Annotated in this window: 21 protein-coding genes and 1 pseudogene; 10 read left to right on the top strand and 12 right to left on the bottom strand. The window is 59.4% G+C overall.

Annotation, left to right across the window (positions count from 1 at the left end):
• Nucleotides 1–330: 330 nt before the first annotated feature.
• The 6 genes from K8W16_RS04915 to K8W16_RS04890 all read left to right on the top strand — a co-directional run bounded on the left by K8W16_RS04915 (nucleotide 331) and on the right by K8W16_RS04890 (nucleotide 4,733).
• The gene (locus K8W16_RS04915; RefSeq protein ID WP_304121648.1) at nucleotides 331–1,194 is read left to right on the top strand and encodes a DUF4037 domain-containing protein; all 864 of its coding nucleotides are present in this window, start codon (nucleotides 331–333) and stop codon (nucleotides 1,192–1,194) included.
• Nucleotides 1,194–1,991 (top strand): tetratricopeptide repeat protein, encoded by a 798-nt coding sequence (locus K8W16_RS04910; RefSeq protein ID WP_304121646.1) that lies wholly within the window; start codon nucleotides 1,194–1,196, stop codon nucleotides 1,989–1,991. Before K8W16_RS04915 ends, K8W16_RS04910 begins: the two co-directional genes overlap by 1 nt.
• A 10-nt stretch (nucleotides 1,992–2,001) precedes the next feature.
• Complete coding sequence (locus K8W16_RS04905) at nucleotides 2,002–2,556, top strand: DUF4125 family protein (RefSeq protein WP_304121643.1); 555 nt, start codon at nucleotides 2,002–2,004, stop codon at nucleotides 2,554–2,556.
• A 136-nt stretch (nucleotides 2,557–2,692) separates the two neighbouring features.
• A complete protein-coding gene (locus K8W16_RS04900; RefSeq protein ID WP_304121639.1) occupies nucleotides 2,693–3,541 on the top strand; it encodes an amidohydrolase family protein in 849 nt (282 codons plus the stop codon).
• Nucleotides 3,542–3,792: 251 nt separating this feature from the next.
• Nucleotides 3,793–4,194 carry a DUF134 domain-containing protein gene (locus tag K8W16_RS04895; RefSeq protein WP_304121635.1) on the top strand — a complete coding sequence of 134 codons (402 nt, stop codon included), beginning with the start codon at nucleotides 3,793–3,795 and terminating at the stop codon, nucleotides 4,192–4,194.
• A complete protein-coding gene (locus tag K8W16_RS04890; RefSeq protein WP_304121633.1) occupies nucleotides 4,191–4,733 on the top strand; it encodes a hypothetical protein in 543 nt (180 codons plus the stop codon). Before K8W16_RS04895 ends, K8W16_RS04890 begins: the two co-directional genes overlap by 4 nt.
• Nucleotides 4,734–5,252: 519 nt before the next feature.
• Here the strand turns inward: K8W16_RS04890 and tnpA are convergent.
• The 3 genes and pseudogenes from tnpA to K8W16_RS04875 form a co-directional block, all read right to left on the bottom strand.
• Nucleotides 5,253–5,712, bottom strand: a pseudogene (gene tnpA / locus K8W16_RS04885) (IS200/IS605 family transposase).
• Nucleotides 5,713–5,898: 186 nt separating this feature from the next.
• Entirely contained in the window at nucleotides 5,899–6,525 is a 627-nt protein-coding gene (gene tmk / locus K8W16_RS04880; RefSeq protein WP_304121631.1) for a dTMP kinase, read from the bottom strand.
• A complete protein-coding gene (locus tag K8W16_RS04875; protein ID WP_304121629.1) occupies nucleotides 6,510–7,559 on the bottom strand; it encodes a 3'-5' exoribonuclease YhaM family protein in 1,050 nt (349 codons plus the stop codon). The genes tmk and K8W16_RS04875 overlap by 16 nt, the downstream gene beginning before the upstream one ends.
• Nucleotides 7,560–7,715: 156 nt before the next feature.
• Between K8W16_RS04875 and surE the strand changes: the two genes are divergently transcribed.
• Nucleotides 7,716–8,507 carry a 5'/3'-nucleotidase SurE gene (gene surE, locus K8W16_RS04870; protein WP_304121626.1) on the top strand — a complete coding sequence of 264 codons (792 nt, stop codon included), beginning with the start codon at nucleotides 7,716–7,718 and terminating at the stop codon, nucleotides 8,505–8,507.
• 135 nt (nucleotides 8,508–8,642) lie between these two features.
• A complete protein-coding gene (gene fba / locus K8W16_RS04865; protein ID WP_304121624.1) occupies nucleotides 8,643–9,566 on the top strand; it encodes a class II fructose-1,6-bisphosphate aldolase in 924 nt (307 codons plus the stop codon).
• Between the two features lie 483 nt (nucleotides 9,567–10,049).
• Here fba and argC read toward each other — a convergent pair whose 3' ends face one another.
• Genes argC through K8W16_RS04850 form a run of 3 tightly spaced genes read right to left on the bottom strand, consistent with a single transcriptional unit; the run spans nucleotide 10,050 to nucleotide 13,116 of the window.
• On the bottom strand, nucleotides 10,050–11,096 hold the full coding sequence (gene argC / locus K8W16_RS04860; RefSeq protein WP_304121621.1) for an N-acetyl-gamma-glutamyl-phosphate reductase: 1,047 nt from the start codon (nucleotides 11,094–11,096) through the stop codon (nucleotides 10,050–10,052).
• A 54-nt stretch (nucleotides 11,097–11,150) separates the two neighbouring features.
• Nucleotides 11,151–11,420, bottom strand: coding sequence for a DUF1844 domain-containing protein (locus tag K8W16_RS04855; RefSeq protein ID WP_304121618.1), 270 nt, complete (start codon nucleotides 11,418–11,420; stop codon nucleotides 11,151–11,153).
• 22 nt (nucleotides 11,421–11,442) lie between these two features.
• Nucleotides 11,443–13,116, bottom strand: coding sequence for a CsgG/HfaB family protein (locus K8W16_RS04850; protein WP_304121615.1), 1,674 nt, complete (start codon nucleotides 13,114–13,116; stop codon nucleotides 11,443–11,445).
• Between the two features lie 105 nt (nucleotides 13,117–13,221).
• Here K8W16_RS04850 and K8W16_RS04845 point away from each other — a divergent pair, with 105 nt between their 5' ends.
• Nucleotides 13,222–14,490: an RsmB/NOP family class I SAM-dependent RNA methyltransferase gene (locus K8W16_RS04845; RefSeq protein ID WP_304121613.1), complete on the top strand. Its 1,269-nt coding sequence runs from the start codon at nucleotides 13,222–13,224 to the stop codon at nucleotides 14,488–14,490.
• 77 nt (nucleotides 14,491–14,567) lie between these two features.
• Here the strand turns inward: K8W16_RS04845 and K8W16_RS04840 are convergent, their stop codons facing one another.
• Entirely contained in the window at nucleotides 14,568–15,281 is a 714-nt protein-coding gene (locus K8W16_RS04840; protein WP_304121611.1) for a tRNA1(Val) (adenine(37)-N6)-methyltransferase, read from the bottom strand.
• Between the two features lie 125 nt (nucleotides 15,282–15,406).
• On the opposite strand from K8W16_RS04840, the gene K8W16_RS04835 reads away from it, so the two are divergent.
• Nucleotides 15,407–18,643: a UvrD-helicase domain-containing protein gene (locus K8W16_RS04835; RefSeq protein ID WP_304121609.1), complete on the top strand. Its 3,237-nt coding sequence runs from the start codon at nucleotides 15,407–15,409 to the stop codon at nucleotides 18,641–18,643.
• Nucleotides 18,644–18,792: 149 nt separating this feature from the next.
• Here the strand turns inward: K8W16_RS04835 and K8W16_RS04830 are convergent, their stop codons facing one another.
• The 5 genes from K8W16_RS04830 to K8W16_RS04810 form a co-directional block, all read right to left on the bottom strand.
• The gene (locus K8W16_RS04830) at nucleotides 18,793–19,581 is read right to left on the bottom strand and encodes a DUF169 domain-containing protein (protein ID WP_304121606.1); all 789 of its coding nucleotides are present in this window, start codon (nucleotides 19,579–19,581) and stop codon (nucleotides 18,793–18,795) included.
• A gap of 138 nt (nucleotides 19,582–19,719) precedes the next feature.
• Nucleotides 19,720–20,019 carry an ErpA-related iron-sulfur cluster insertion protein gene (locus K8W16_RS04825; RefSeq protein WP_304121604.1) on the bottom strand — a complete coding sequence of 100 codons (300 nt, stop codon included), beginning with the start codon at nucleotides 20,017–20,019 and terminating at the stop codon, nucleotides 19,720–19,722.
• A gap of 47 nt (nucleotides 20,020–20,066) precedes the next feature.
• Nucleotides 20,067–20,366, bottom strand: coding sequence for an ErpA-related iron-sulfur cluster insertion protein (locus K8W16_RS12360; protein ID WP_369694456.1), 300 nt, complete (start codon nucleotides 20,364–20,366; stop codon nucleotides 20,067–20,069).
• Nucleotides 20,367–20,384: 18 nt separating this feature from the next.
• Complete coding sequence (locus K8W16_RS04815) at nucleotides 20,385–21,278, bottom strand: glycyl-radical enzyme activating protein (protein WP_304121601.1); 894 nt, start codon at nucleotides 21,276–21,278, stop codon at nucleotides 20,385–20,387.
• A 120-nt stretch (nucleotides 21,279–21,398) separates the two neighbouring features.
• Nucleotides 21,399–22,136 (bottom strand): glycine radical domain-containing protein (locus tag K8W16_RS04810; protein WP_304121599.1); only part of this gene is annotated, 738 nt, incomplete at its 5' end.

Below are 22,136 nucleotides of genomic sequence, written 5' to 3'. Positions count from 1 at the left end.
CGTTTTGTTGCTTTTTTGCACAAAAAAAGAAAATTCCTTGGTAAAAGTGCTGCAAAAGATCTGCAAAAGAAGCCTCTTCCCCACCTGTCCGCTTTCTGATATGATACAGTATTCTTTATAAGTTCAGTATGTTATCTTATCACCCAAGCCGCTTCCCCCTCCTTCAGGCGTACGGCATCCCCCGTTTTTTTTCTGGCACGTTTCTTGCAATCTCCTTCCTACAAAAGCCTGCCCATTTTCGAGGTTTCCATGTCACTCCAAGGTCTCGCACTCTCCCGGCGTTTTTTTGAGTCCGCCCTTCCGCTGCTTAAAGAACACATCCCCGATATCATGGCTCGTTCTGCAGCAGGGCTTGTGGGAGAAGGTTCGGAATGTCTCGGGTTGGACGACGGTATTTCCCGCGATCACGACTGGGGACCGGCATTCTGCCTGTGGGTGAACGATGAGCTGCTTCACTCGGAACTTGACCGCATAGAGCACGCGCTTTCCGCCCTGCCTTCCGTATTTGAAGGTTATCCTACCCGCCTGAGCGCCGAAAAACGCATGGGCCGCGTGGGCCCCCTGCCCGTCAAGGCTTTCTACCGGCGCTTTCTCGGCATGGACCATGTGCCGGGCACCTGGAAGGAATGGCTCTCCATTCCCGAATATCACCTCTGCTCCTGTACCAACGGCGCCGTATTCATGGATGAGGGAGGCGAGTTTTCCGCTATTCGAGAAGAACTTCTCAAGCATTACCCCGAAGACGTACGACGAAAGAAAATAGCCTCACGCTGCATGATCATGGCCCAGGCAGGGCAATACAATCTGCCCCGCTGTCTCCAGCGCGGCGATTTCGTGGCGGCCATGCTGGCTGCGGCCCGTTTTTCCGAAGCGGCCCTGTCCATGGCCTTTCTGCTCAGCCGCCGCTATATGCCCTTCTACAAATGGGCGGGCCGGGCGGCGGAAAGCCTGCCCGTGCTCGGCAGAAACACCGTAAAAACCCTGCGCGTCCTTTCGCAGGCACAATGGAGCCACGAGGATCAGGGCGTAGCCGCCGTACAGGCCATTGAAGAACTCTGCGCCCTGACGGCAAAGGAACTGGAAGTCCAGGGGCTCTGCCCCAATCAGGGCAACTGGCTGTGGGCCGCCGGACCTGTGGTGCAGATGGGCATCCGGGAGCCGGAACTTCGCCGCCGCAACGTGATGGAGGACTGATGGAACGCTTCCGCAACGCCTTCAACATGGCAAAAAGCCTCCCCGATGCGCAGGCTGAGCCTGCGCTCAGGGAGCTTCTCAAGGAATATCCCGCCCTGCCCGCAGCCGAGGAAGGCGGCCTGCGCTACGCGCTGGGCCTCGCCCTCTTCCATCAGGACAGAAGTGAAGAAGCACGCGAAGAATTTTCCCGTGCCTGCCGCCTGCTGGAAGAAAGTCCCGGGGCGAGCCTTGCCCTGGCCGTGACGGCGCTTGCCCGCGCGGAGCTGGCCTGCCATGACGTTGCCCGGAGCGTGGAGACGGGACGCAGGGCTCTGGAACTTCTGCGCCGCTATCTTCCCGCAGATGACCCGCGCATGGCTCCCTCCCTTTTCGCCCTTTCCTTCGGGGAATACATGGCCCGCAATCTGGACAGGGCGGAGGCTCTCAACCTTCAGGCCAAAGCGCTGTGGGAAAAAGAGCGCGGCCCGGAAAGTCTTGAAATTTCCACATGCCTGAATAATCTCGGACGTATTTATGAAGAAGCAGGCCGCAGCGAAGAGGGCGTGGCCCATCATCGCGCGGCGCTCGCCATACGGCGCAAGCTTCTGGGAGATCACCCGGAAACCGCCTTTTCCATGGGTAACCTGGGCACAGCCCTGGCCGCCGCCAGTCACTGGAAGGAAGCTGCAGACATGTTGGAGGAAGCCCTTGCCTGCTACGCCCGATGCGGCCATACCGAAGGTCAGGACATTGAGGGGTACCGCTACAACCTGAACATCTGCAAGAGGGCTCTTTCCCAGGAAAAGCCCCGTATCTGAGGAGTCTGCCATGAATGAAGAAAAGGAACGCCTGATCGAAAAAATCGTCGAACGCGAGCTCGACATGTTCCTGTCCACGCCCAATGAGGGCGGTACCAGCGTCTGTCAGACGCGGCCGAATTCCTTCCGCGTCATGCGCTGGATGAACCACTGTACCCACGATATCGCCACGCTGGAGTCCTATCTGAACGACCTGGAAGAAGCTGCCGTAGCCGGCCGCAACTTCATGATTGAAAAATACGCCCGCATGGACGACCGCCTGCCCCCGCTTTCCACAAGTCCCCTGCTGGATGAAATCACCGACATGGAAATACACTTCCTCCAGGAAGCTGCCCGCCGCTATCCCCATGCCATCAATGTAAACTGCGACAGCATGTTCCGCCGTTACTTCCGCTGCGAACTGGAAACGCTTTCCGACCGTACCCTCACTCTGTACGCCGAAGAAATGAGGCGCGCCGTACAGGAAGGCCGCAACACCGCCGTGGAACGCTACGACAACCTGTGGCGGAAACTGGGCGAAGTCTCCTTGGAAGCCTATGAAAAAAAGCTGGCCGCCCGTCAGTGAATCTTGAGCAGGGTTCCGCTTGCGTCGCGCGGCGCAGGAGGAACAGACATGGGCGGAAAGGTTCCGCGCCGTGCCGTGACAACCGCGCTTCTTTTATCAAAGAAAAGGGCTCGGCCCTTTTCCATCGGAGTGTATCATGATCTTCGACTTCCGGCTCCGCCCTCCCTACAAGGGTTTCAAGAACCTCGGCATCTTCAGCCCCGTCTGCAATGAGGCCGCCCCCCAGAAGTATCACGGTATTCCCAGCGAAGCCGCAGAAAAAAAAGACCTCGACCTGTTCTGGAAGGAAATGGAAGAAGCCGGCATTTCCGCAGGCGTCATCATCGGCCGTCAGGTTCCCAACGACGCGGCTTCCGTGCCCAACGACGATATCCTCGCCATGGCCAGGGAATTTCCCGGCAAGATCATCCCCTTCGGCAGCCTGGATATCACCCACGGCGTATCCGCAACCATGGACGAGCTGGAGCGCTGCCTTGAAGGCGGCATCAAGGGCGTAGCCATGGAACCCGCCTACGCCATTCCTCCCCGCAAGGCCGACGCCAACGTGCTCTACCCCCTCTACGCCCGCTGCGAAAAGGCCGGTATTCCCATGGTGCTTACCCTGAGCTTCTTCCAGGGGACACTGGAATATTCCGATCCCGCCACTGTGCAGCATGTAGCCAACGATTTCCCGAACCTTCAGATCGTGGTGGCACACGGCTGTTACCCCTGGATACCCATGATCTTCCAGGTAGCCATTACCAACAAGAACGTGTGGCTTCTGCCCGATATCTACATGCTGAACCCCACGGCTCCCGGCAACCAGATGTTCGGCGACGCCATGAAATGGCTCGACGGTGAACGCATCCTCTACGGTTCCGCCTGGCCCTGCTACAACATGAAGCAGGCCATACAGGACTTGGAACGCTTCAACTTCTCCCCCGAGCACAAGGAAAAATTCTTCTATAAGAATGCAGAAAAGCTGCTCGGTATGAAGCTCGTTTAAGCCTTTCCTCTTCGTATCCTCTCCCAAAGCGCCGGTGAAACTTTCTCCGGCGCTTTTTTACCCCCCCCCCGGAATCTCGACGGCAAAAGCCAGCCCCGATCTTTGCAGAGCTTGAATCTCCATGGCTCGAGAACGAGAGACGGTACGCGACATTCCTATGCCTTGCCCCTTATTTCCGCGATGCCCTTGACATGTACAGAGAAGCATTCTATATATGAAATATATTTCATAATAAAAACACGGGAAGGAACATGCGCCCACAGAAAATACGCATCATCACCCACAAGCCCGCGTGGACACGTTTTCTTCCAGAAGGAGGCATGGCCGGCATGACGGAAATGACATTGAGCCTCGACATGCTTGAATCCATGCGCCTGGTGGATGCCGAGGGCCTCCCTCAGGAAGAGGCTGCAAAAGCCATGGGCATATCCGCTCCCACACTCTGCCGCCTTCTGGGGGAAGCCCGACGACGCGTGGCCACAGCTCTGCGCGACGGTCTTCCTCTCCTCTGTGAAGGCGGCAATGTACGGCTGAGCGTCGTCCCGGGACGAGAATGCCGGGGCCGAGGACACAGCGAACATACCTGTCGGGGCCGGGGGGTAGGACGCATGGGACGATGCCGCGGCAAAGCTCTCCCCAAGGAGGACATATGACGGGCAACATCACCATAGGGATTCTGAAGCTGCTGGGCAGGGGATTGAGTATGAAAAGCACAGGCTCCGCTTTTGCCTCGGCAGGCAAAAACATGAGAGGCAGAGGGAAAGGCATGGGCGGAAAAAAGGGAGCTTCCCTGACGGAAGAAGCCCTCGATTTTCTTCTGAAAGACCCCCATGAAGGCAAAAGGCAGTCCTCCGGTACCCCGGCGCTCTCCTTATTCGAAAAAGGCATGACGGGCCAAAACGGCCCACAGGAAAGGCAGGACTCCGCAGCAGCAAGGGAAGAAGCCCGCGCCGCGCTTATGCGCCATATAGTCAGCTTTACTGACGGACGCGTGCGCCTGCGCCACAAAGCCTTCAGGGACGCATCCCTCCATTCCCCCCTCACAGACGCCCTGGCGAAGAGCGGCCCATGGAAAAGCATACGGTTCAACGCCGCTACTGGTTCGGCCCTGCTTTGCTACGACCCCCAGATGAGCAGGGAAGCCTTTCTAGATGCAGCGCTGCCTCTCGGGGCCTTTCTGACTGCCTACTGACCGCAAACGGCTGGATACTACCGGCCTTTATCCGGCTCTTATTATGAAATATATTTCAAAAAAAAGAGGAGGACCCCATGCAACGGATGATGAAAAGGCGGCAGACAGGTTTCGGAACCAACCGGGAAAGAGGAAATACCGATTGCGGCCAAGGCATGGACTGCGGCCGCAGGCAGAGTGAAGGAGGTCGGTACGGACGGGAGGAAGGTCCAGGACGGAAAAGAAGATACCGCTTCCGCTCGTGCTCCGGCAACGGCAGGTAATTATGCAGGCTTGGCGGGGTCAACGCCAGTTCAGGGCATGATACGGCTACCGCAACGCCCAGGCATGAGTCGCCCGGAGCCCGCGGCCGTTCCCGCCTCGATTGCATAGCATCATGAAAGATGGATTTCCCATCGCCGGAATACGGCATCAAAGTCAGAACCGCCCCTTCAAGGGGCGGTTTGATTTGACCCTATACGTACGGGTCTGTTACCCGGCTGCCCTTCAAAGGGCTCTGCCTCGACTTTTGCCGAAGAGTTATTTTCTGTTGCCCGTAACCGAGCTGACGGGCCTTTCCACCAAGCGGTACTGATCGGTCATTTTGTCTCGTTCTTCCTGCTCCCGCACATACTTGATGATGGTCGCCTCATTGACTCCCACCGCGCCGACAACATAACCGGTGCACCGGAAACGACGATTGCCGGACTTGTAACGCAGATACGGAAAACTCTCGAATATCATCAGGGAACTCTTCCCTTTCAAATACCCCATTATCTGCGCCACGCCATACTTGGGTGGAATCTTGACGCATATATGGATACGGTCCACACACGCATTTGTTTCCACTATCTCTATTCCTTTGTACTCACACAGTTTTCTCAGAATTTCTCCTAGTTCTGCGATACCTGCCGTATATCAGCTCGCGTCTGAATTCCGGAGCAAAAACGATGGGATACTCGCAGTTCCAGCGGGTACGGTTTAAACTCTGGTCATTCATTATTAGGTTCCTTTGTGTATAAATCTCGAGTCGAGACAACTGACTATCTCTCAAAGGAACCCATTTTTTAACTTATTTAAGGGCTTCGCCTTTTTGGAACTCTCCGTCTAGCGGGGAGTTTTCGGCCTTAAAAAACATCTCTCCCCAGGGAACGACGTCCTCCGCATACAAGCCCTTGCCGGCTTTTCAGCAGCCGAGGCCCAGGGCTTCCAATGCACGGGAAAAAATCTCCTGAGGAGCAAGACTCGCGTCCAGCACACAGAAGCGCTCAGGCCAGCGCCGGGCCCGGGCGAGAAAGCCCTCGCGGATGCGCTGATGAAAAGCCCGCTCCTCGGCTTCAAAGCGCCCTTCACTTCTGCTCAGGCCCTCGCGGCCGTTGCGGGCAAGGGCACGCTCAAGCCCCGTCTCCACAGGCAGGTCAAGAAGAAGCGTCTTGTCCGGCCAGAGACCGCCGGTGGCGTAATCGTTGAGGCGCTGCAGCATCTCCACCTCCATTCCGCGCCCGTAGCCCTGATAGGCGATGGTGGAATCGGCGTAGCGGTCGCACAGAACCCATTCTCCGCGCGCGAGCGCAGGACGTATGGTTTCCGCCACATGCTGCGCCCTGTCGGCCAGAAAAAGAAAAAGTTCCGCCCTCTCCTCCACACGGCTCGAAACATCGAGCAGAAGGGGCCTGATGCGAGCGCCGAGCGCGCAACCTCCCGGCTCACGGGTGCGCACAAAAGGCACGCCGCGCCTTTCAAATTCTCCAGCAAGAAGCCCCAAAAGCGTGCTCTTGCCCGAACCTTCCACACCCTCTACAGTAACGAACACTGCCGTTCCTCCTGCTTCAATTCCGCTTTTCTCTCCTGCCTTGCCACTTTTACTTCTCCCGAAGCTTCCGGCGTGCGCACGGGCCGGCACAGGCTTCTGCCGAGCAGGCTCTGATAGGCGCTCCAGGCCATGCCGTTCTCCTCCCCGTCCTGCGGCAGCAGGCTCCGGCACTGGGCGAGCTTGGCGTCGATATTGTCGGCATGGTGCAGCACGAAGGCCTCCGGCGTACAGGGTTCCCGCACGGCTCCGAACTGTACTTCGCCGTGATGACTGGCGATAAGATGCTTGAAGTGCATGACAAGCTCAGGAGCAAGTCCCGCCTTTTTCAAAAAAGGCTCCAGCATGATCATTCCCTGCACGATATGCCCGAGAAGCTTGCCCTCATCGGTATATTCCGTGACCAGAAACCCGCCCATTTCCTCAAGCTTGCCTATATCATGCAAAAGAGCCGCGGCAAGCAGCGTCTGCCTGTCGAGCTCCGGGTAGTGCCCGGCCATAAGCATACACAGCCTCGCTACGGAAAGCATATGCTCCAGGAGCCCTCCGGCATAGGCGTGATGCACGGATTTCGCGGCCGGAGCCGTGAGAAGACGCGCGCGGATGTTCTTGTCGGAAAGCACGGAACGCATGAACTTCTTCCAGGGTTTATGGGTCAGCTCCGCCTCACACAAACTTTCTATATCGTCGAGCATATCCTTGGCAGGTCTCGGGCTGGAGGGCAGATAATCCTCCACGGGCAGGGCGGCGACTTCCTCCTCTTCGAGCACACGGAGATTATCCACCGTAAGCTGAAGCTGCTCCCGGTACAGGGAAACGCGCCCTTCCACGCTCACCATCTGCCCTGCCGAAAGCGCGGGCAGGGAAAGGCTGAGGGGGCTCCATATCTTGGCTTCCAGAGAGCCGCTCGCGTCCTTGAGCTCCAGCCTCCAGTAGGGCCCGTTGCGGGACTGCTGAAGAGTGGCCTGACTGATCAGGTAGCAGGAAGAAAGCTCATCTCCGGCGGACACGGCGCTGATATTCCGGTGTTCCCTCATGGTTACCTCAGAAGGATTTGACTTTTGATTCCCGTTCTATACAAAAAAGCATGGGAAGCGGAGCAGAAGCCCTCTCCCGCGACATATTCCTTTTTCTTTCCACTATATGGCGAGGCAAAGCTTGTCAAAGCCTTTCCCCGCCCTCACGGAGCCACCATGCGCATACTCATCAGCAACGACGACGGCATATACAGTTCCAACCTGCACCTGCTCCACGCTGCTCTTCTGCGTGCCGGGCACGACGTACGGGCCGTAGCCCCGGCAGAACAACATTCCGGCGCGGGCTGCTGCCTCACGGTGCACGGCCCCATCCTCACCCGGAAGGTCAGCCTTCCCCATGCCGAGGGAGGCCCTTTTGAAGGCATCGCCGTTTCCGGTACTCCGGCCGACTGCGTGATCCTTGCCCTTCGCGGCATCATGCCCGACTTCAAGCCGGATCTTGTGATTACCGGCATCAACTTCGGCCCCAACGCCGGGCAGGATGTGTTCTTTTCCGGTACCGTGGGCGCGGCCATACAGGCAGCCATGTACGGCATCCCGACCATGGCGGTTTCCCACTGCGCCTATTCGGGCCTGACGGCGGCCCATGCCGACCTTGCGGCGCGTATGGCCACGGCCCTGGACTGGAACAGCCTGCCTGTGCACCGAGTGTACAACCTCAACCTGCCCGACTGCCCGGCGGAAGAAATACGCGGCCTCAAAGTCTGCCCGCACAGCACCGACTGGGCCTGCCTGGACTCCTACGAACGCCGCTTTTCCCCGCGCGGCAGGGAATATTACTGGATGATCGACCCCTTCCAGCACTTCCAGCTGGAGGATGAAGGCACCGATAAAAGCTGGCTGCACCGGGGCTGGGCCACCCTTTCCCCCCTGAAAATCGACCTCAATGATAAAGACACCGCAAAAAAGCTGAACGAAAACAAGCTGTGGGAGGATATTATCTCATAATTAGGGAAAGAGCGCCTCTTTTACGGCGCTATCCCTTGCGAAAATTCCCCACTGCGGATACAAAAGAAACAAAGATGCAGAGAGGCGCCCGCTTGTTCATGCCTCTCATGATACCCGCTCCCCGGAGGGAACTTTATGCCTATTACCACTCCCAAAGAGATGTTTGCCCGCGCCTACAAAGAAGGCTATGCCATCGGCGCATTCAACGTCAACAACATGGAAATCATCCAGGGCATCATGCAGGCCGGCGCGGAAGAGCGTTCCCCGCTGATTCTGCAGGTTTCCGCCGGGGCCCGCAAGTATGCCGGTCAGGTCTACATCATGAAGCTGGTGGAAGCAGCCCTTGCTGAAGCCGATATCCCGGTGGTTGTGCATCTCGACCACGGCCCCGACTTCGAACTCTGCAAGGCCTGCATCGACGGCGGCTTCAGCTCCGTCATGATCGACGGCTCCCACCTGCCTTTTGAAGAAAACATCGCCGTAACCAAGCAGGTGGTGGACTATGCCCACGACCGCGGCGTATGGGTGGAAGCGGAACTTGGTCGCCTCGCCGGTGTGGAAGAGCACGTCAGCTCCGAAAGCAGCATCTATACCGACCCCGATCAGGCTGTGGAATTCGCCCAGCGCTCCGGTTGTGACTCCCTGGCCATTGCCATAGGCACAAGCCACGGCGCGTACAAGTTCAAAGGCGAAGCCAAGCTCGACTTTGAACGCCTCGACAAGATATCCTCCATGATGCCCGGCTATCCTCTGGTGCTGCACGGAGCCTCCAGTGTTCCGCAGGAATTCGTGGCCATGGCCAATGAGTACGGCGGCAAGCTCGGCGACGCCAAGGGCGTGCCCGAAGAAATGCTGCGCCAGGCTGCGAAGTCCGGCGTGTGCAAGATCAATATCGACTCCGACATACGCCTTGCCATGACGGCCAACATCCGCAAGTACATGGCCGAACACCCCGAAGCCTTTGACCCGCGTGCCTACCTCAAGCCTGCCCGCCAGGCCGTGAAGGATATGGTGCAGCGTAAAATCCGCAACGTGCTCGGCAGCTCCAACAAGATCTGACCCGTTTTCCCGCCTCCACAGGCAGACAGGGCGCGCCGCCTTCGGGCGGCCGCCCTCTTTTTCTGGTCTTTCTCTGCTGCATGCGTCCGGAGAGCCAGCGCGCTCATCCCGCCTTGCGGCATGCCGCGCTTTATGCGCAAAACTCTTCGCGTCTCATCTCCGCCCCTTCAATCAGCCTGAGACGTTGCCGCCGACAGGCGTCTCCCTTCCAGTAATACAAGACGAAAACAAGAGTCGTACTTGCACAGCCCTTTTCTATGTGCATGATATCGTTCTTTCATCATAAAAAACATCTTTTCGAGAACAGGAGCCCGAGCAGACATGCTCTTTCGAAAAGGTCTTTTTGGGTATAACTGCTTTGTGATCCACCCACAGAAAAATGGTTTATCGTGTCGGACGCTTTACGCCTTCAACGCCCTCAAGCATGAAAGAGGCGGCGGAACATGGTTCGCCGCCTCTTTCATGGAGATATGCAGTCCCGGCCTACGGCACAAGAGGCGCGACGTTCAGGCCCGTTTCCACAGGCAAGCCGAACATGAGGTTGGCATTGGCCACAGCCTGACCGGAAGCTCCCCGGCAGAGATTATCTATAGCGGAAGTGACGATGAGCCTGCCGGTGCGCTGATCCACCGTGACGGCAATGTCGCAGAACATGGTACCGCGAACATTGCGCGTTTCGGGAAGTTTCCCGGCCGGAAGCACGCGCACCCACGGGCTGTTCTTCCAGAAATCCTCATACAGGGCCTGCACGTCGGCCTGAGAAAGAGCGCTGGTCAGCTTTGTATAGATGGTGGCGAGTATGCCCCGGCTGATGGGCAGAAGATGGGGATTGAAAGACACCGTCACGGGCGTCCCGGCGGCCAGAGAAAGCTCCTGTTCTATTTCCGGCGTATGCCTGTGCTTGCCGCCGATATTGTAGGGCCGGAAGGAGTCAGCCACCTCGCAGTAGAGGGAACTGACGACGGCCTTGCGCCCGGCGCCCGTGGTGCCGGATTTGGCGTCGATGATGATATCATCCGTCCTGATGATGCCGTTTTTGAGCGCCGCATACAGGCCGAGGATAGAAGAGGTGGGGTAGCAGCCCGGATTGGCCACCAGACGGGCTCCGGCGATTTCGGAGGCATAGAGCTCCGGCAGGCCGTATACCGCCTTCGCTATATATTCCCTGCGGGTGTGGGGCTTGTACCATGCCTCGTATACCTCCGCATCGCGCAGGCGAAAATCCGCCGAAAGATCGACAACCTTCACGCCCGCGTCGTAAAGTTCCGCGCCGATTTCCATGGCCACGCCGTGAGGTACAGCGAGAAAGACCACGTCACATTCACGCGCAAGAAACGCGGCGTCGGGCTCCACCAGCGTCACCTCCGAGCCGGGAAGCCCCTGAAGAAAGGGATACACGGCGTCAAGGCGCTTTCCCGCGTCCTGTCTGGACGTGGCAACCGTCAGCCTGATGGAAGGATGGGAAGCCAGAATACGGGACAGTTCCATCCCGGTATAGCCCGTTACGCCGACCAGTCCGGCTCGCAGCATGGCAGTACTCCAGAAAAAGGCCGGAGTTTCTCCGGCCTGTTGAGTTGGGATATTTCAGGAACGAGCCACAAACTTCATGCGCAGTTCGTAGAGCACGTCCCGTATGAGCTTGCTTTCCTCGGGGGTGAGGCCGTTGCGCGTCTTGTCATCGAGCATGGTAAGCACGTCTATGGCATTGCGGGCCAGCACTTCATTGCAGGCCACGCTCCCGGTTTCGGGATTCGGCACCTCGCCCAGATGCACCAGAGCAGAAGAAGCGAGAGACAGCACAAAGGTGGAGAATGTCACTTCCGGCAGCATGGCCGGATCGGTCTTGTCGGACATGGGACCCCCGGAGGGAAAAGCGTTATTCCTGATAATTGGGCTTCGCGTTGACCTTGGTGGTATCCAGCGGATACATGTACACGGCGCAGCGGGTCTTCAGGCCGGAGGTGAGCCCGCCGTAGGCGTTGACGGCTACGACAAGATCCAGCTTGCCGTTATTGTCCACGTCGGCCACCGCCACCTCACACACCGTGCCGCTGATGCGGCGGGTCTTCCAGAGAAGCTCCATACCCATGCCGTTCCACAGCATGGCATGTATCTCACCCTGAGGATAGGTGCGGTAGTTGGTGAACAGCTTGCCCGCAGTGGTAACGGGTTTGTTGCTGATGAGTTCATAGCGGCCGTCGCGGTCGAGATCCACCACGGGCATGCGCATGGGCACATAATAGAGCACCAGATCGGTACCGTCGCTGGAGGAGGTGGTGCTGCCTATACCTCTGTCGCCCACGATATAGACGGAGCTGCCGCCGTAAGTATCTTCCGTACCGGCAAGACGGTTGCCGCGGGCATCGAAGGTAAGCAGTGTTTCGTTTTCCGCAATAAGCGCCAGATGATCGCCCTGACGGCCTCTGTCGGCAGGAATCCAGGAGAAATTGAACAGCGTGGCCTCCTTGGGCAGGTTGGACAGCTTACCGCTGCGAACCACGTCGTCCCCCTTGATGTGGACTTGATAAATAGGCCCGCGCACCACTTTGCTGCGATCGCCGTCCTGCATGACAAGCACGGATTCATACAGAGGAGGGATCTTGACCACGTTCAGGTAACGGTCGATGCTCTTCACCACCACCTTGAACTTACCGTTGACGAACTGAAGTACCTGGGAATAGGGAGTGTAGCCGTTTTCCTCAAAGCCGGTGAGGATAATGTAGTCCGTACCGTTCTGGCTGTAGTGACGCACAAGCACGGGCCTCATGGAAGAGGGGAAGCGGTATTCGCCCACCTCCACAAGCTTGTTGCCGTTCTTCCAGGTATAGGCATTCAGGGTGCTGGGGCTGAGCAGAAGCACTTCATTTCTGCCGTCACCGTTGATATCGGCCACTTCCATGCCGAGACATTCAAAGTTGATCATCTGGCTGCGGATCTGGGCGCGTGCGGATTCCGTGCCCTGATAGCGCAGGGCAGGATTGAGATAAGTGTCGCCCTCCACACGGCCATGACTTTCATTCACCACAAAGGCACTGTTCGGCGCGCCGGGGGCACCTGCGGGGGCGCCTGCCGAGCCGGAGGCTGTGCGGGTGACGTCGGTGCGGCCGAACACTTCAACATTGATGCTGTCCGCCACGGCCTGAAGACCACCGATAAGGGCGTTCACGGAGCTGGTGGATGATTCCTTCCACACCTTGCCGTTCGGGGAAAGCACGCTCACATCAAGGCTGGCCTGATCGCCCATGACGGTGATGCCGCCCCAGACCACATAGTCAGCCCCGAATTTCCGGCCCATGGCTTCTGCGGCGCTTTTGGAACCGGGCGTTTTTTCCTTCAACGCGGAATCCTGGCGCTCCACGGGCTCGAACTTCCCCTGGAGGTAGAGCCGCGACGTAAGCATGGACGGCACGGCCTGCCCGAGATAGGAATATCCCTTGGCACCGGAGACCGAGAAGGGCGACACTACATAGGTGGCCGCGAAGGCGGGCACTTGCGTCATGAGAAGCAGAAGGGTAAATGCCCAAAGAGCGGGCAGAAAACGTCTGGACATAGAAAACTCCTTGAAGGATTTGCAAGGCACTCTACACTTTCTCGCCCCAAACAGCAACATCACGGCCCCTCCCTTTTTTGTAACAATTCCCGCTTTGGAGTTATTTTGGAACCCACGACCACCGCACGCCGCTCTTTCCGTTTTGCATGCGCTCAGGAAGAAATCCCTGTCGCCGAAGAAATGCTCCGCCTTCAGGGATTCCGCTTTGAGGAAGACCCGTTCTTCGCCCCTGCGAGGCGCCTGTGGGAAGAGCCTTTCCCCCTGGGCAGCAGCCTGGCCGGTTTCTTCGGGCTTATCTATATCCAGGATCGGGCCTCCATGCTGCCGCCCGTGGCTCTCAACCCGCCGAAGGGCGCCCTGGTTCTCGACATGTGCGCAAGCCCCGGCAGCAAGACCAGCCAGCTTGCCTGGCTGGTGGGGCCTCACGGCATGGTGCTCGGCAACGAGCCTTCCCCCGTGCGTCTCGCCAACCTGCGCCGCAACCTTCACGTCATGGGCCTCACCCAGACCGTGACCTGCTGCAGAAGCGGAGAAAAGCTTCCCCTGCCCGACGCCTCATGGGACTACATTCAGCTCGATCCGCCCTGCTCCGGCTGGGGAACGGTGGAAAAGAATCCCCGTGTCATGGATATCTGGAAAGACGATAAAGTAGCCCCGCTCATCCGCCTGCAGAGGGAACTTCTGCGCGAGGCAGCCCGGCTGCTGCGTCCCGGCGGCGTCATGGTCTATTCCACCTGCACTACGGATGTTGAAGAAAACGAAAAGCAGGTGCTCTTCGCCGGAAAGGAGCTCGGCCTCACGCTGGAAGCTCTGGACGATATGCCGGGCTTCGACCTCCAGGCCCCGCAGGGCTGTGAAGGCGTATGGTGCCTGAATCCCAAAAAGGGCGACACTCAGGGCTTTTTTGTGGCAAGGCTGCGCAAGCCGGGCGTTGCGGAAGATCCTCTCCCGCAGACGGATCGCCCCGTGCTCGCCGAAGTAGCGAGCGAAGAAGAGCTCCGCGCCCAGGGCCTGGACGTACGCCGCGTGCATGCGGAAATAGGGCGTTTCGGCCAGAGCCTGCACGCCCTGCCCATTCCCGCCCTCTCCCTTCTGCCGGAAGATCTGCACTGGCAGGGGCTGTACATGGGAAAAACCGGCAGAAACGGGGAGCTGCGCCTCTCCCCGCGCGTGCGCATCGAAGGCCCGGGCCCGCATCTTGACCTCGAAGGGACTGAAGGGCTGAAGCTTATTTTAGGGTTGCTCAAGGGCCAGAGCCTGCAGGCCCCCTCTTCCGTCCCGGCGGATGCGCGCGCTGTGCTTCTGCGCTGGAACTCCCTGCCCCTCGGCAGGCTCAATGTGAAGAACAAAAGGCTCATCTGGTCGGAACGCTAAGCTGCGGGAAGCGCAGGGGCAGACAGAGGCGCGCCGTGCATGATATTCAGCCCGGCACAGCGCCCTGTACCGGCCGCTCACCGAGTCCGGAGTTCCCGCTTCTCCACGCAAAGTGCGGAGCGGCCGTTCTTCCGCGCTCCAAGGAGCACGAAAGCGGCGGGCGCGTTTTCCCTGGTAAAGACGAATTGCAGTTTTTCCGCATGCAGGCGCTTGGGCAGGGCGGCCAGAAGTTCCGCCGTGCGCTCCGCACCGCTCACCACCGCAAGCTGACCTCCGTTTTCCAGCAGGGCGTCGGCGGCCAGAAAAAAATCCCGGAACGTCTGTTCCGTGCCGAAAAGCGCGGCACGACGCAAAGGAGAGGGCGGCAGGCGGCCTTCCCCTTCCCTCCTCCACGGGGGGTTGCACATCACCAGAGGAAAAAGGCGCTTTCCCCCGCCTTCCGGCGCAAAGGCCTCCCTTACCCTGTCCAGGACGGAGCGGGCGGCCACGTCGCCTTCCACCACGAAAAAGCGCCCCTCAAGGCCGAGGCGGCAGGCATTGCGGCGGGCGGCCTCCGCAAGAGCGGGCATGATCTCCACGCCCACGGCGCGCCACAGAAGGCGCTCCCGCAATACGGCCATGGCCGCCACCCCGCATCCGGTGCCGAGCTCGGCGAAAACGGCATCTTCCCTCCGGAGAAGTTTCTGTGCGAAAGAAGCCAGAAGCAACGCGTCGGTGCTGAAACGAAAGCTTCCCTCCGGCTGCTCCAGTCCGGCGGGAAAGCCCGCCGCATCCGCAGTATTTTTCATCATTTCCCCATACTCCCCGCCTGCGTCCGCATTGCACCCCGAGGCCGTTCCCGCTATAACGGGGCAGAAACATTCACGGCCCGGCTCAGTCCGGCCGGCTTTTCATCCTTTCCCGCCGCGAGTCACCCATGTTCCGAGCCGACCTGCACATACATTCCCGTTTTTCCCGCGCCACCAGTTCCCGTCTTACCCTGCCTCATCTCGCCGCCTGGGCCGGAGTCAAGGGCATCGACGTGCTTGCCACGGGCGACTTCACGCACCCCGCATGGCGTGAGGAACTGCGCGAACAGCTGGAAAAGGACGAAGAAAGCGGCCTCTTCCGCCTGAAAAAATCTCTGAACAGCGACGACGTACGCCGCGAAATCCCGCACCTCGCGGGCCTTGCCCCGTGCGAGCCGAAATTCATGCTTGAGGCGGAAATCAGTTCCATTTACAAGAAAAACGGCGCAGTACGCAAGATACACAGCCTTGTGTATGTGCCGGATTTCGAATCCGCGGACAGACTCTGTGAAAAGCTGGAAGCCATAGGCAACCTGAAATCCGACGGCAGGCCCATCCTAGGCCTCGATGTGAAGGATCTGCTCTCCATGGTGCTGGATATTCCCCGCGCCTTCATGATCCCCGCCCATATCTGGACGCCGTGGTTCGCGCTCTTCGGCTCCAAGTCCGGATTCGACAGCCTGGAAGAATGTTTTGAAGACCTGACGCCCCATATTTTCGCAGCGGAAACCGGCCTCTCCTCCGACCCGGACATGAACCGCTGCTGGAGCCACCTCGACCACCTGCTCATGGTCTCCAGTTCCGACGCGCACTCCGGGGAAAACCTCGCCCGTGAAGCCACGCTTTTTGAAGGCCCGGCGACCTACGACGGCATCTTCGACGCCCTCCAACAGAAAGCAGGGGAAACCCGCTATGCGGGTACGCTGGAATTCTTCCCTGAAGAAGGCAAGTACCATCTCGACGGGCACCGAGCCTGCGGCGTCGTGCTGGAGCCTGCCGAATGTATGAAGCTGAACAATATCTGCCCGGTCTGCGGCAAGCCCCTCACCGTGGGGGTGCTGCACCGCGTGCTTGCCCTGGCCGACCGAAGCGCCCCTCCCTGCCCGGGCAAGGATTTCCAGTCCCTCATTCCGCTGCCGGAAATTCTGGGGGAAATCCTGCACTGCGGCTCAAAGACCAGAAAGGCGCAGGAAAAATACGCCGGTCTTCTGGAGCGCTTCGGCTCGGAAATGGCTATTCTGCAGGAAGTTCCCGAGAGCGACCTGCGCCATGCCTGGCCGGAACTCGGCGAAGCCGTCGCCCGCATGCGCGCAGGAAAAGTCATACGCCACGCGGGCTACGACGGGGAATACGGCGTCATCCGCCTGTTCGAGGAAGATGAGAATACCCCTTCGCTGCTGGAACGCGTCCCTGCCGCTCGGCGCAAAAACGCGGCGCGGGAAAACTCCGCCTCCGCAAAGGCTGAACGGCAAAAAGGGCGGGAAGCTCCCCTCCCTCACCCGGAAAAAGCCTCTTCCCGGGAAAATACCTTTTCCGCGGATTCCTTCAGCCCGATGCAGAAGGAGGCGCTTCTTGCAGGCCCCGGCCCCGTGCTCGTGCTGGCCGGCCCGGGCTCAGGTAAAACGCGCACCCTTGTAGGCCGTATGGTGAACCTTCTGCGCTCCGGCACACCCGCCTCGGACATTGTAGCCGTGACGTTCACGAGGCGCGCGGCGGAAGAGATGCGCGCAAGGCTGGCCGCGGCGCTCGGCAACGACGCGCAGGAAGGCGAAGCCGCCCTGCCGGAAACGGATACCCTGCACGCCCTGGCCCTGAAGCGCTGGGTAGGAGAAGCGCCGGCGGTGCTTTCCGAAGAAGGCGCGCGCAAGGCCTTTGCTGAGGCCAACCCCGGCCTGGAGAAAAAAGAGGCGGACAGACTCTACGACCGCCTGGAAATGGCCCGCGAAACTCTAACCATGGAGGAAGAACTTGCTCGTCCGGCGGAAAATTACCGCCGATGGAAAAAGGAACGCAACCTCGCGGACTATACCGATCTGCCGGAAGCCTGGCTTTTTGAGCTCAAAAGCAGAAATTACGGGGCGGCCAAGCCCTGGAAACATATTCTTGTGGATGAGGTACAGGACCTTTCTCCCCTGCAGAAGGAGCTCGTGCAGGCCCTCACCCCTGCCGACGGTTCGGGCTTCTTCGGTATAGGCGACCCGGACCAGTCCATTTACGGTTTCCGAGGAGCAGATGCCGGCATTGAAAACGCCCTGCGCGAGCGCTGGCCGCAGCTTCGCGTGCTCGGCCTCACTGAAAGCCACCGCTCCGCGGCGGCCATTCTGGAAGCCGGGCACGACGCGCTGGACGGCAGGGGAGCCTGCGGCGAACTTACGTCCGTGACCGGAGCCTCCGCCACCCTGCAATGGATGACCGCGCCGAACGCGGAACGCGAAGCTGCCTGGATAGCCGACCGCATCGCCTACCTCCTCGGCGGCACCTCCCACCAGCAGGCCGACCTGCATGAACAGCTTTCGGGCTGCCACCTGGAAGCCGGTTCGTGCAGCCCCGGAGAAATCGCCGTGCTCTGCCGCCTGAAGGCCCTCATCCCCCCCATACGCGCGGCCCTGGAAAAAAGGGGCATCCCCTGCGCCGCACCTGAGGCGGAAGCCTTCTGGAACGATGAGCGCGTGGACCTCATGCTCCAGGCTGCGGCACGCTTTCTACAGCGCAGAGAACATTCCCGCAGGGAAGCCGCCTTCCTCGACGCCGGGCGCTTCCCCCTTCTGGCAGCCATGGCTCCGGCTGCCCCCGCCCCCGCCACCTCTGAGGACGGCCCGCTCAATGACGTACCGGAAGAAACCTGGGCCGCAGGGCCGGAGGCGGTGCTTGCCGCCCGCCCCGCATGTTTCGATCCGCTGTTCAAGGATTCCACGGCGTTCCGCAGCCTCCGCCTCGCATGGAAGGAACACGGAAACTGGAAAAAACTGCTGTCCTTCGTGTCCTTCCGGCGTGATATCGACACTGTGCGCTCACAGGCGGAATATGTACAGATTATGACCCTGCACGCTTCCAAGGGGCTGGAATTCAAGGCTGTCTTCATTCCCGGCGCAGAAGACGGGCTTCTGCCCTTCTCCGGTGTGGGCGCGCTGCTCGGCAAGAAGGACGATTTCACACCTCCCCCTGTGGAAGAAGAACAGCGCCTCCTCTATGTGGGCATCACCAGAGCATCCGAGGCGGTATTCCTTTCCTCGGCCGCCCGCCGTACCCTGTACGGGCATACGCTCTCACTCCCCCCCTCGCCCCTGCTGCCCCTTGCCCGTTTCCACGCCGTCAAGCTGACAAAGCATACGAAAACCACGGCAAGCCAGCTCAGCCTGTTCTGAAGTTCCTGCGGTATGGCACGCAGTCCCTCAGGCAAAAGATGCCTTGCCATGACGCGACGGGCGCCATATCCCGGATGAACGTATCCATAACGAAAAAGGCCGCTTCCCCACGGGGAAACGGCCTTTTTCTCTGAGACAGGCAAAAAACGTCACTTTACGGGCCGCTCCGCAGGCTTTTTGAACACGATAACCGGGCAGTTCTGGCAGATATCTGCACCGGGAAAAGGCTGGCCCGAACGCGTGAGGGAAACACCGCCCGTTTTCTCCACGCGCTCCTTCATGCGGGAAAACACGGCTTCCATGTGAGATCCGGGAATCATGACATTAATTTCTCCGCGCTCCATTTTGCCGGAATTATAGCTTCCCGCGCAGGCAAGAGTCATGTTGGCCTGCCCGTGAAGGAAACTGAAGGCGGTGCCTCCGCATACCGCGGAATTGATGCTGAGAGAAGGCCGGAAAGGGTGCACGTCGGAAACGGCTATCCAATCGTCCACAAGGTGATACGCCTGCATGTTGTCGCAGCAGAAATGCACCACGTCGGGCACGCCTTCCTGCATTCGCAGGGGGGAAAAGGCCACGGCCAGAGGAGCGCGCTTCATGCAGGGCTTGCTCTCCACAAAACGGCGCACCTGCGCCTCGTCCTTGCCGAAACGCAGAAGGTCGCGCACCACGCCCTCGCTTACGGGATCCACACCGAACACGCAGCGCGCGTCGGTGCACCAGAGCTTTTTCATGTCCAGAAGGACGATAAGCCCTTCCATGCGCGCGCCAAGCTCCGCCTGACAGAAGGTCAGCGGCCGGACAGGCTCTACATGCAGCCCCCTGCCGCGAAAAGCTTCCAGCTCCTCCGCCTCGAAAAAGAACCGTATGCCCACCGGCTCATGCATGAGGCGAAGCTCCCGCATGAGAAACGCGTGCATATCCGCATAGTCCGCCATGTTTCCTCCCGTACGGCGCGCCTCGCACGCTCCGCCCTTTTCGCGTCAAAAACCCGCCTCCCGCACGCATACGGAAAGCGGGCTCTCTCCCGCGCCCTTCCCGGGAACTGAGGAAGGGCGCAATGCCTTGAAGATCCGTCAGTTCTGCTCTTCCAGAGCGCGGACTTCCACCTGCTTTTCCTCGTTGAAGCCCAGAGCGAATTTCCTGCCGTATCTCAGAAGAAAATCACCGTCGGCAATGAAGGTCACGTCTTCCACCTGCACGCTTTCGTCTTCGTCCCCGTCCATCTCTTCCATGGCGAGGCCCAGCACGATACGGGAACGGCAGCCCCCGCCCAGGGTATATTCGCGCAGGCGCACGCAGGTGCCTTCATCTTCGTCTTCCAGCATGGAGCGGAGTTTAGCCAGTATTTCTTCGTTGACAGTCACAGTAAACATCATCTCATCTCCCGTACGGGCAGGTTCCCGGCTCCTTAAAAGCGCCGCTATCCGAGCGAGGAAAGCGCCGTGAGCACGACCTGCCTGTCGTCGTTGAAGCTCAGCTCAAAGGCCTTGCCGTATTTCATGAGGAAATCGTTGTCGGCAATGAAGGGAACATCCTCCACGACAACCTTTTCGTCCTCGTCCTCATCCATTTCATCCATGCCCAGCCCGAGCACGATCTTGCAATGTCATCCGCCGCCGACTTTGTATTCGCGCAGACGCACACAGGTATCTTCATCCTCGTCTTCCAGCATGGCGCGGAGCTTTTCCAGCATCTCTTCGCCTATATTCACGGTAAACATGGTCGTTTCCTCTTTTTTTTATACAATGACAGTGGAAAGGCCGTGCCCTGCAAAACGCTCCCGCACATGCTGAAGCGCTTCCGGCGTGTACTGACCGACTGCCGGGAAAGGCAGGGAAAGCGCCGCATACTTGTTGCGGCCGAAGGCGTGACACGGCATGATCTCTATTTCACTGCGCCCGAATTTCCCGAAGAAGTCCGCCATGGCGGCGATGTTTTCCTCGGAATCGTTGAGGCCGGGCATGAGCGGCATACGGATGCGCACTTCCCTGCCGGAGAGAAGCGCGGCTTCCATGTTGCGCAGGATAAGGGCGTTGTCCTGGCCGGTGAGCTCCCTGTGCCGCACAGGATCCATGTGCTTCACGTCGAAAAGGAAAAGATCCGCCATGGCAAGGGCCTTGCGGAAACGCTCTTCCGGGCAGAATCCGCAGGTATCTACCGTGACATGCCAGCCTTCCATGACGGAAGCTTCCACCAAGTCCAGGAAGAACTGCCCGGCCGCCGTAGGCTCGCCGCCGCCGAAGGTGACGCCGCCGCCGGAATTTTCATAAAAAAGCGCATCCTTACGCAGTACGGCCAGCACCTCTTCCACGCTCATGAGCCTGCCGCTCATTTCTCTCGCCTTCGTGGGGCATACGGCGGCACAGGCCCCGCAGGAGAGGCAGCGGCTTCTATCCAGTCCCGATATGCCTTCCTCCTGCACGGCCGCCCCGGCAGGGCAGGAGGCCACGCATGCCCCGCACCCCGTGCACAGATTGCGGAAAAAAAGCAGCTCTGGGACGAAGCTCTGGGATTCGGGATTGCTGCACCAGAGACAGTGCAGAGGGCAGCCTTTCAGAAACACGGTGGTTCTGATGCCGGGGCCGTCCTTGGTGGACATACGCTGAATATTATACACGGTTCCCTGGCTCATGGCCTTCCTCCCCTGAAGACGGCTGCCGTTTTTATGCCGGAATACCCGGCAGGTCAGTATTTCCCGGCCGGGGCGCAGGGCGCCCCGGCCTTTCTGTGCACCCCGAGAGCGCTTTTATGACTAGCTCGCGTATTCCGTGCGCTTGATGATCTCGTTCTGCACACCGCGGTCAAGACGGGTGAAGTAGGCGCTGAAGCCGGCCACGCGGACCACGAGATCCTTGTATTCCTGCGGATTGTCCTGTGCGTGCTGCAGGGTGTCGGAGCTCACGCAGTTGAACTGTATGTGCGAGCCGCCGTAATCGCAGTAGGTCTTGATGAGGGCAATGAGGTTGCGCGCGCCCTGCGGGCCTTCCAGCGCAGAAGGCAGGAACTTCACATTGAAATGGTTGGCCCCGTAGCGCACGGTGTCAATGGCTTCCGCACCGGACTTGATGAGCGCGGTGATGCCCTCATGGTCGGTGCCGGGCATGGCGGACACGCTGCCGTCGGTGAGGGCGACGCCCGCCTTGCGGCCCGTGGGCAGGGCGCCCATGAGCGAACCGAAATAGTTGTGGTACGACAGGGAATAGGCGTCCAGAGGAGTCCTGTAACCGAAGCAGTCCGGGCCCACGGAGCTGTGGATTTCGTCCACGTCATGGTAGAAACGCTGCACGAAAGCTTCGATTTCGGGGTAGTCGTTGCCGTGCTTGGGCGCTTCAAAGCACATTTTGCGGATATCCTCATAGCCTTCAAAGTTGGCCTTGAGCGCTTCCAGAAGCTGATCCATGGTGATCTTTTTCGTATCGAAGACAAGATGCTTGATAGCCAGAAGCGCGTTGGCCGCGTCCACACCGGCAGTCATGATGGGGTTCACCTG

Source organism: Mailhella massiliensis (assembly GCF_020741395.1).
Taxonomy (GTDB): Bacteria; Desulfobacterota; Desulfovibrionia; order Desulfovibrionales; family Desulfovibrionaceae; genus Mailhella; species Mailhella massiliensis_A.
Note: the sequence above shows the minus strand (reverse complement) of the source record. Positions and strands in the feature narration are given on the sequence as shown.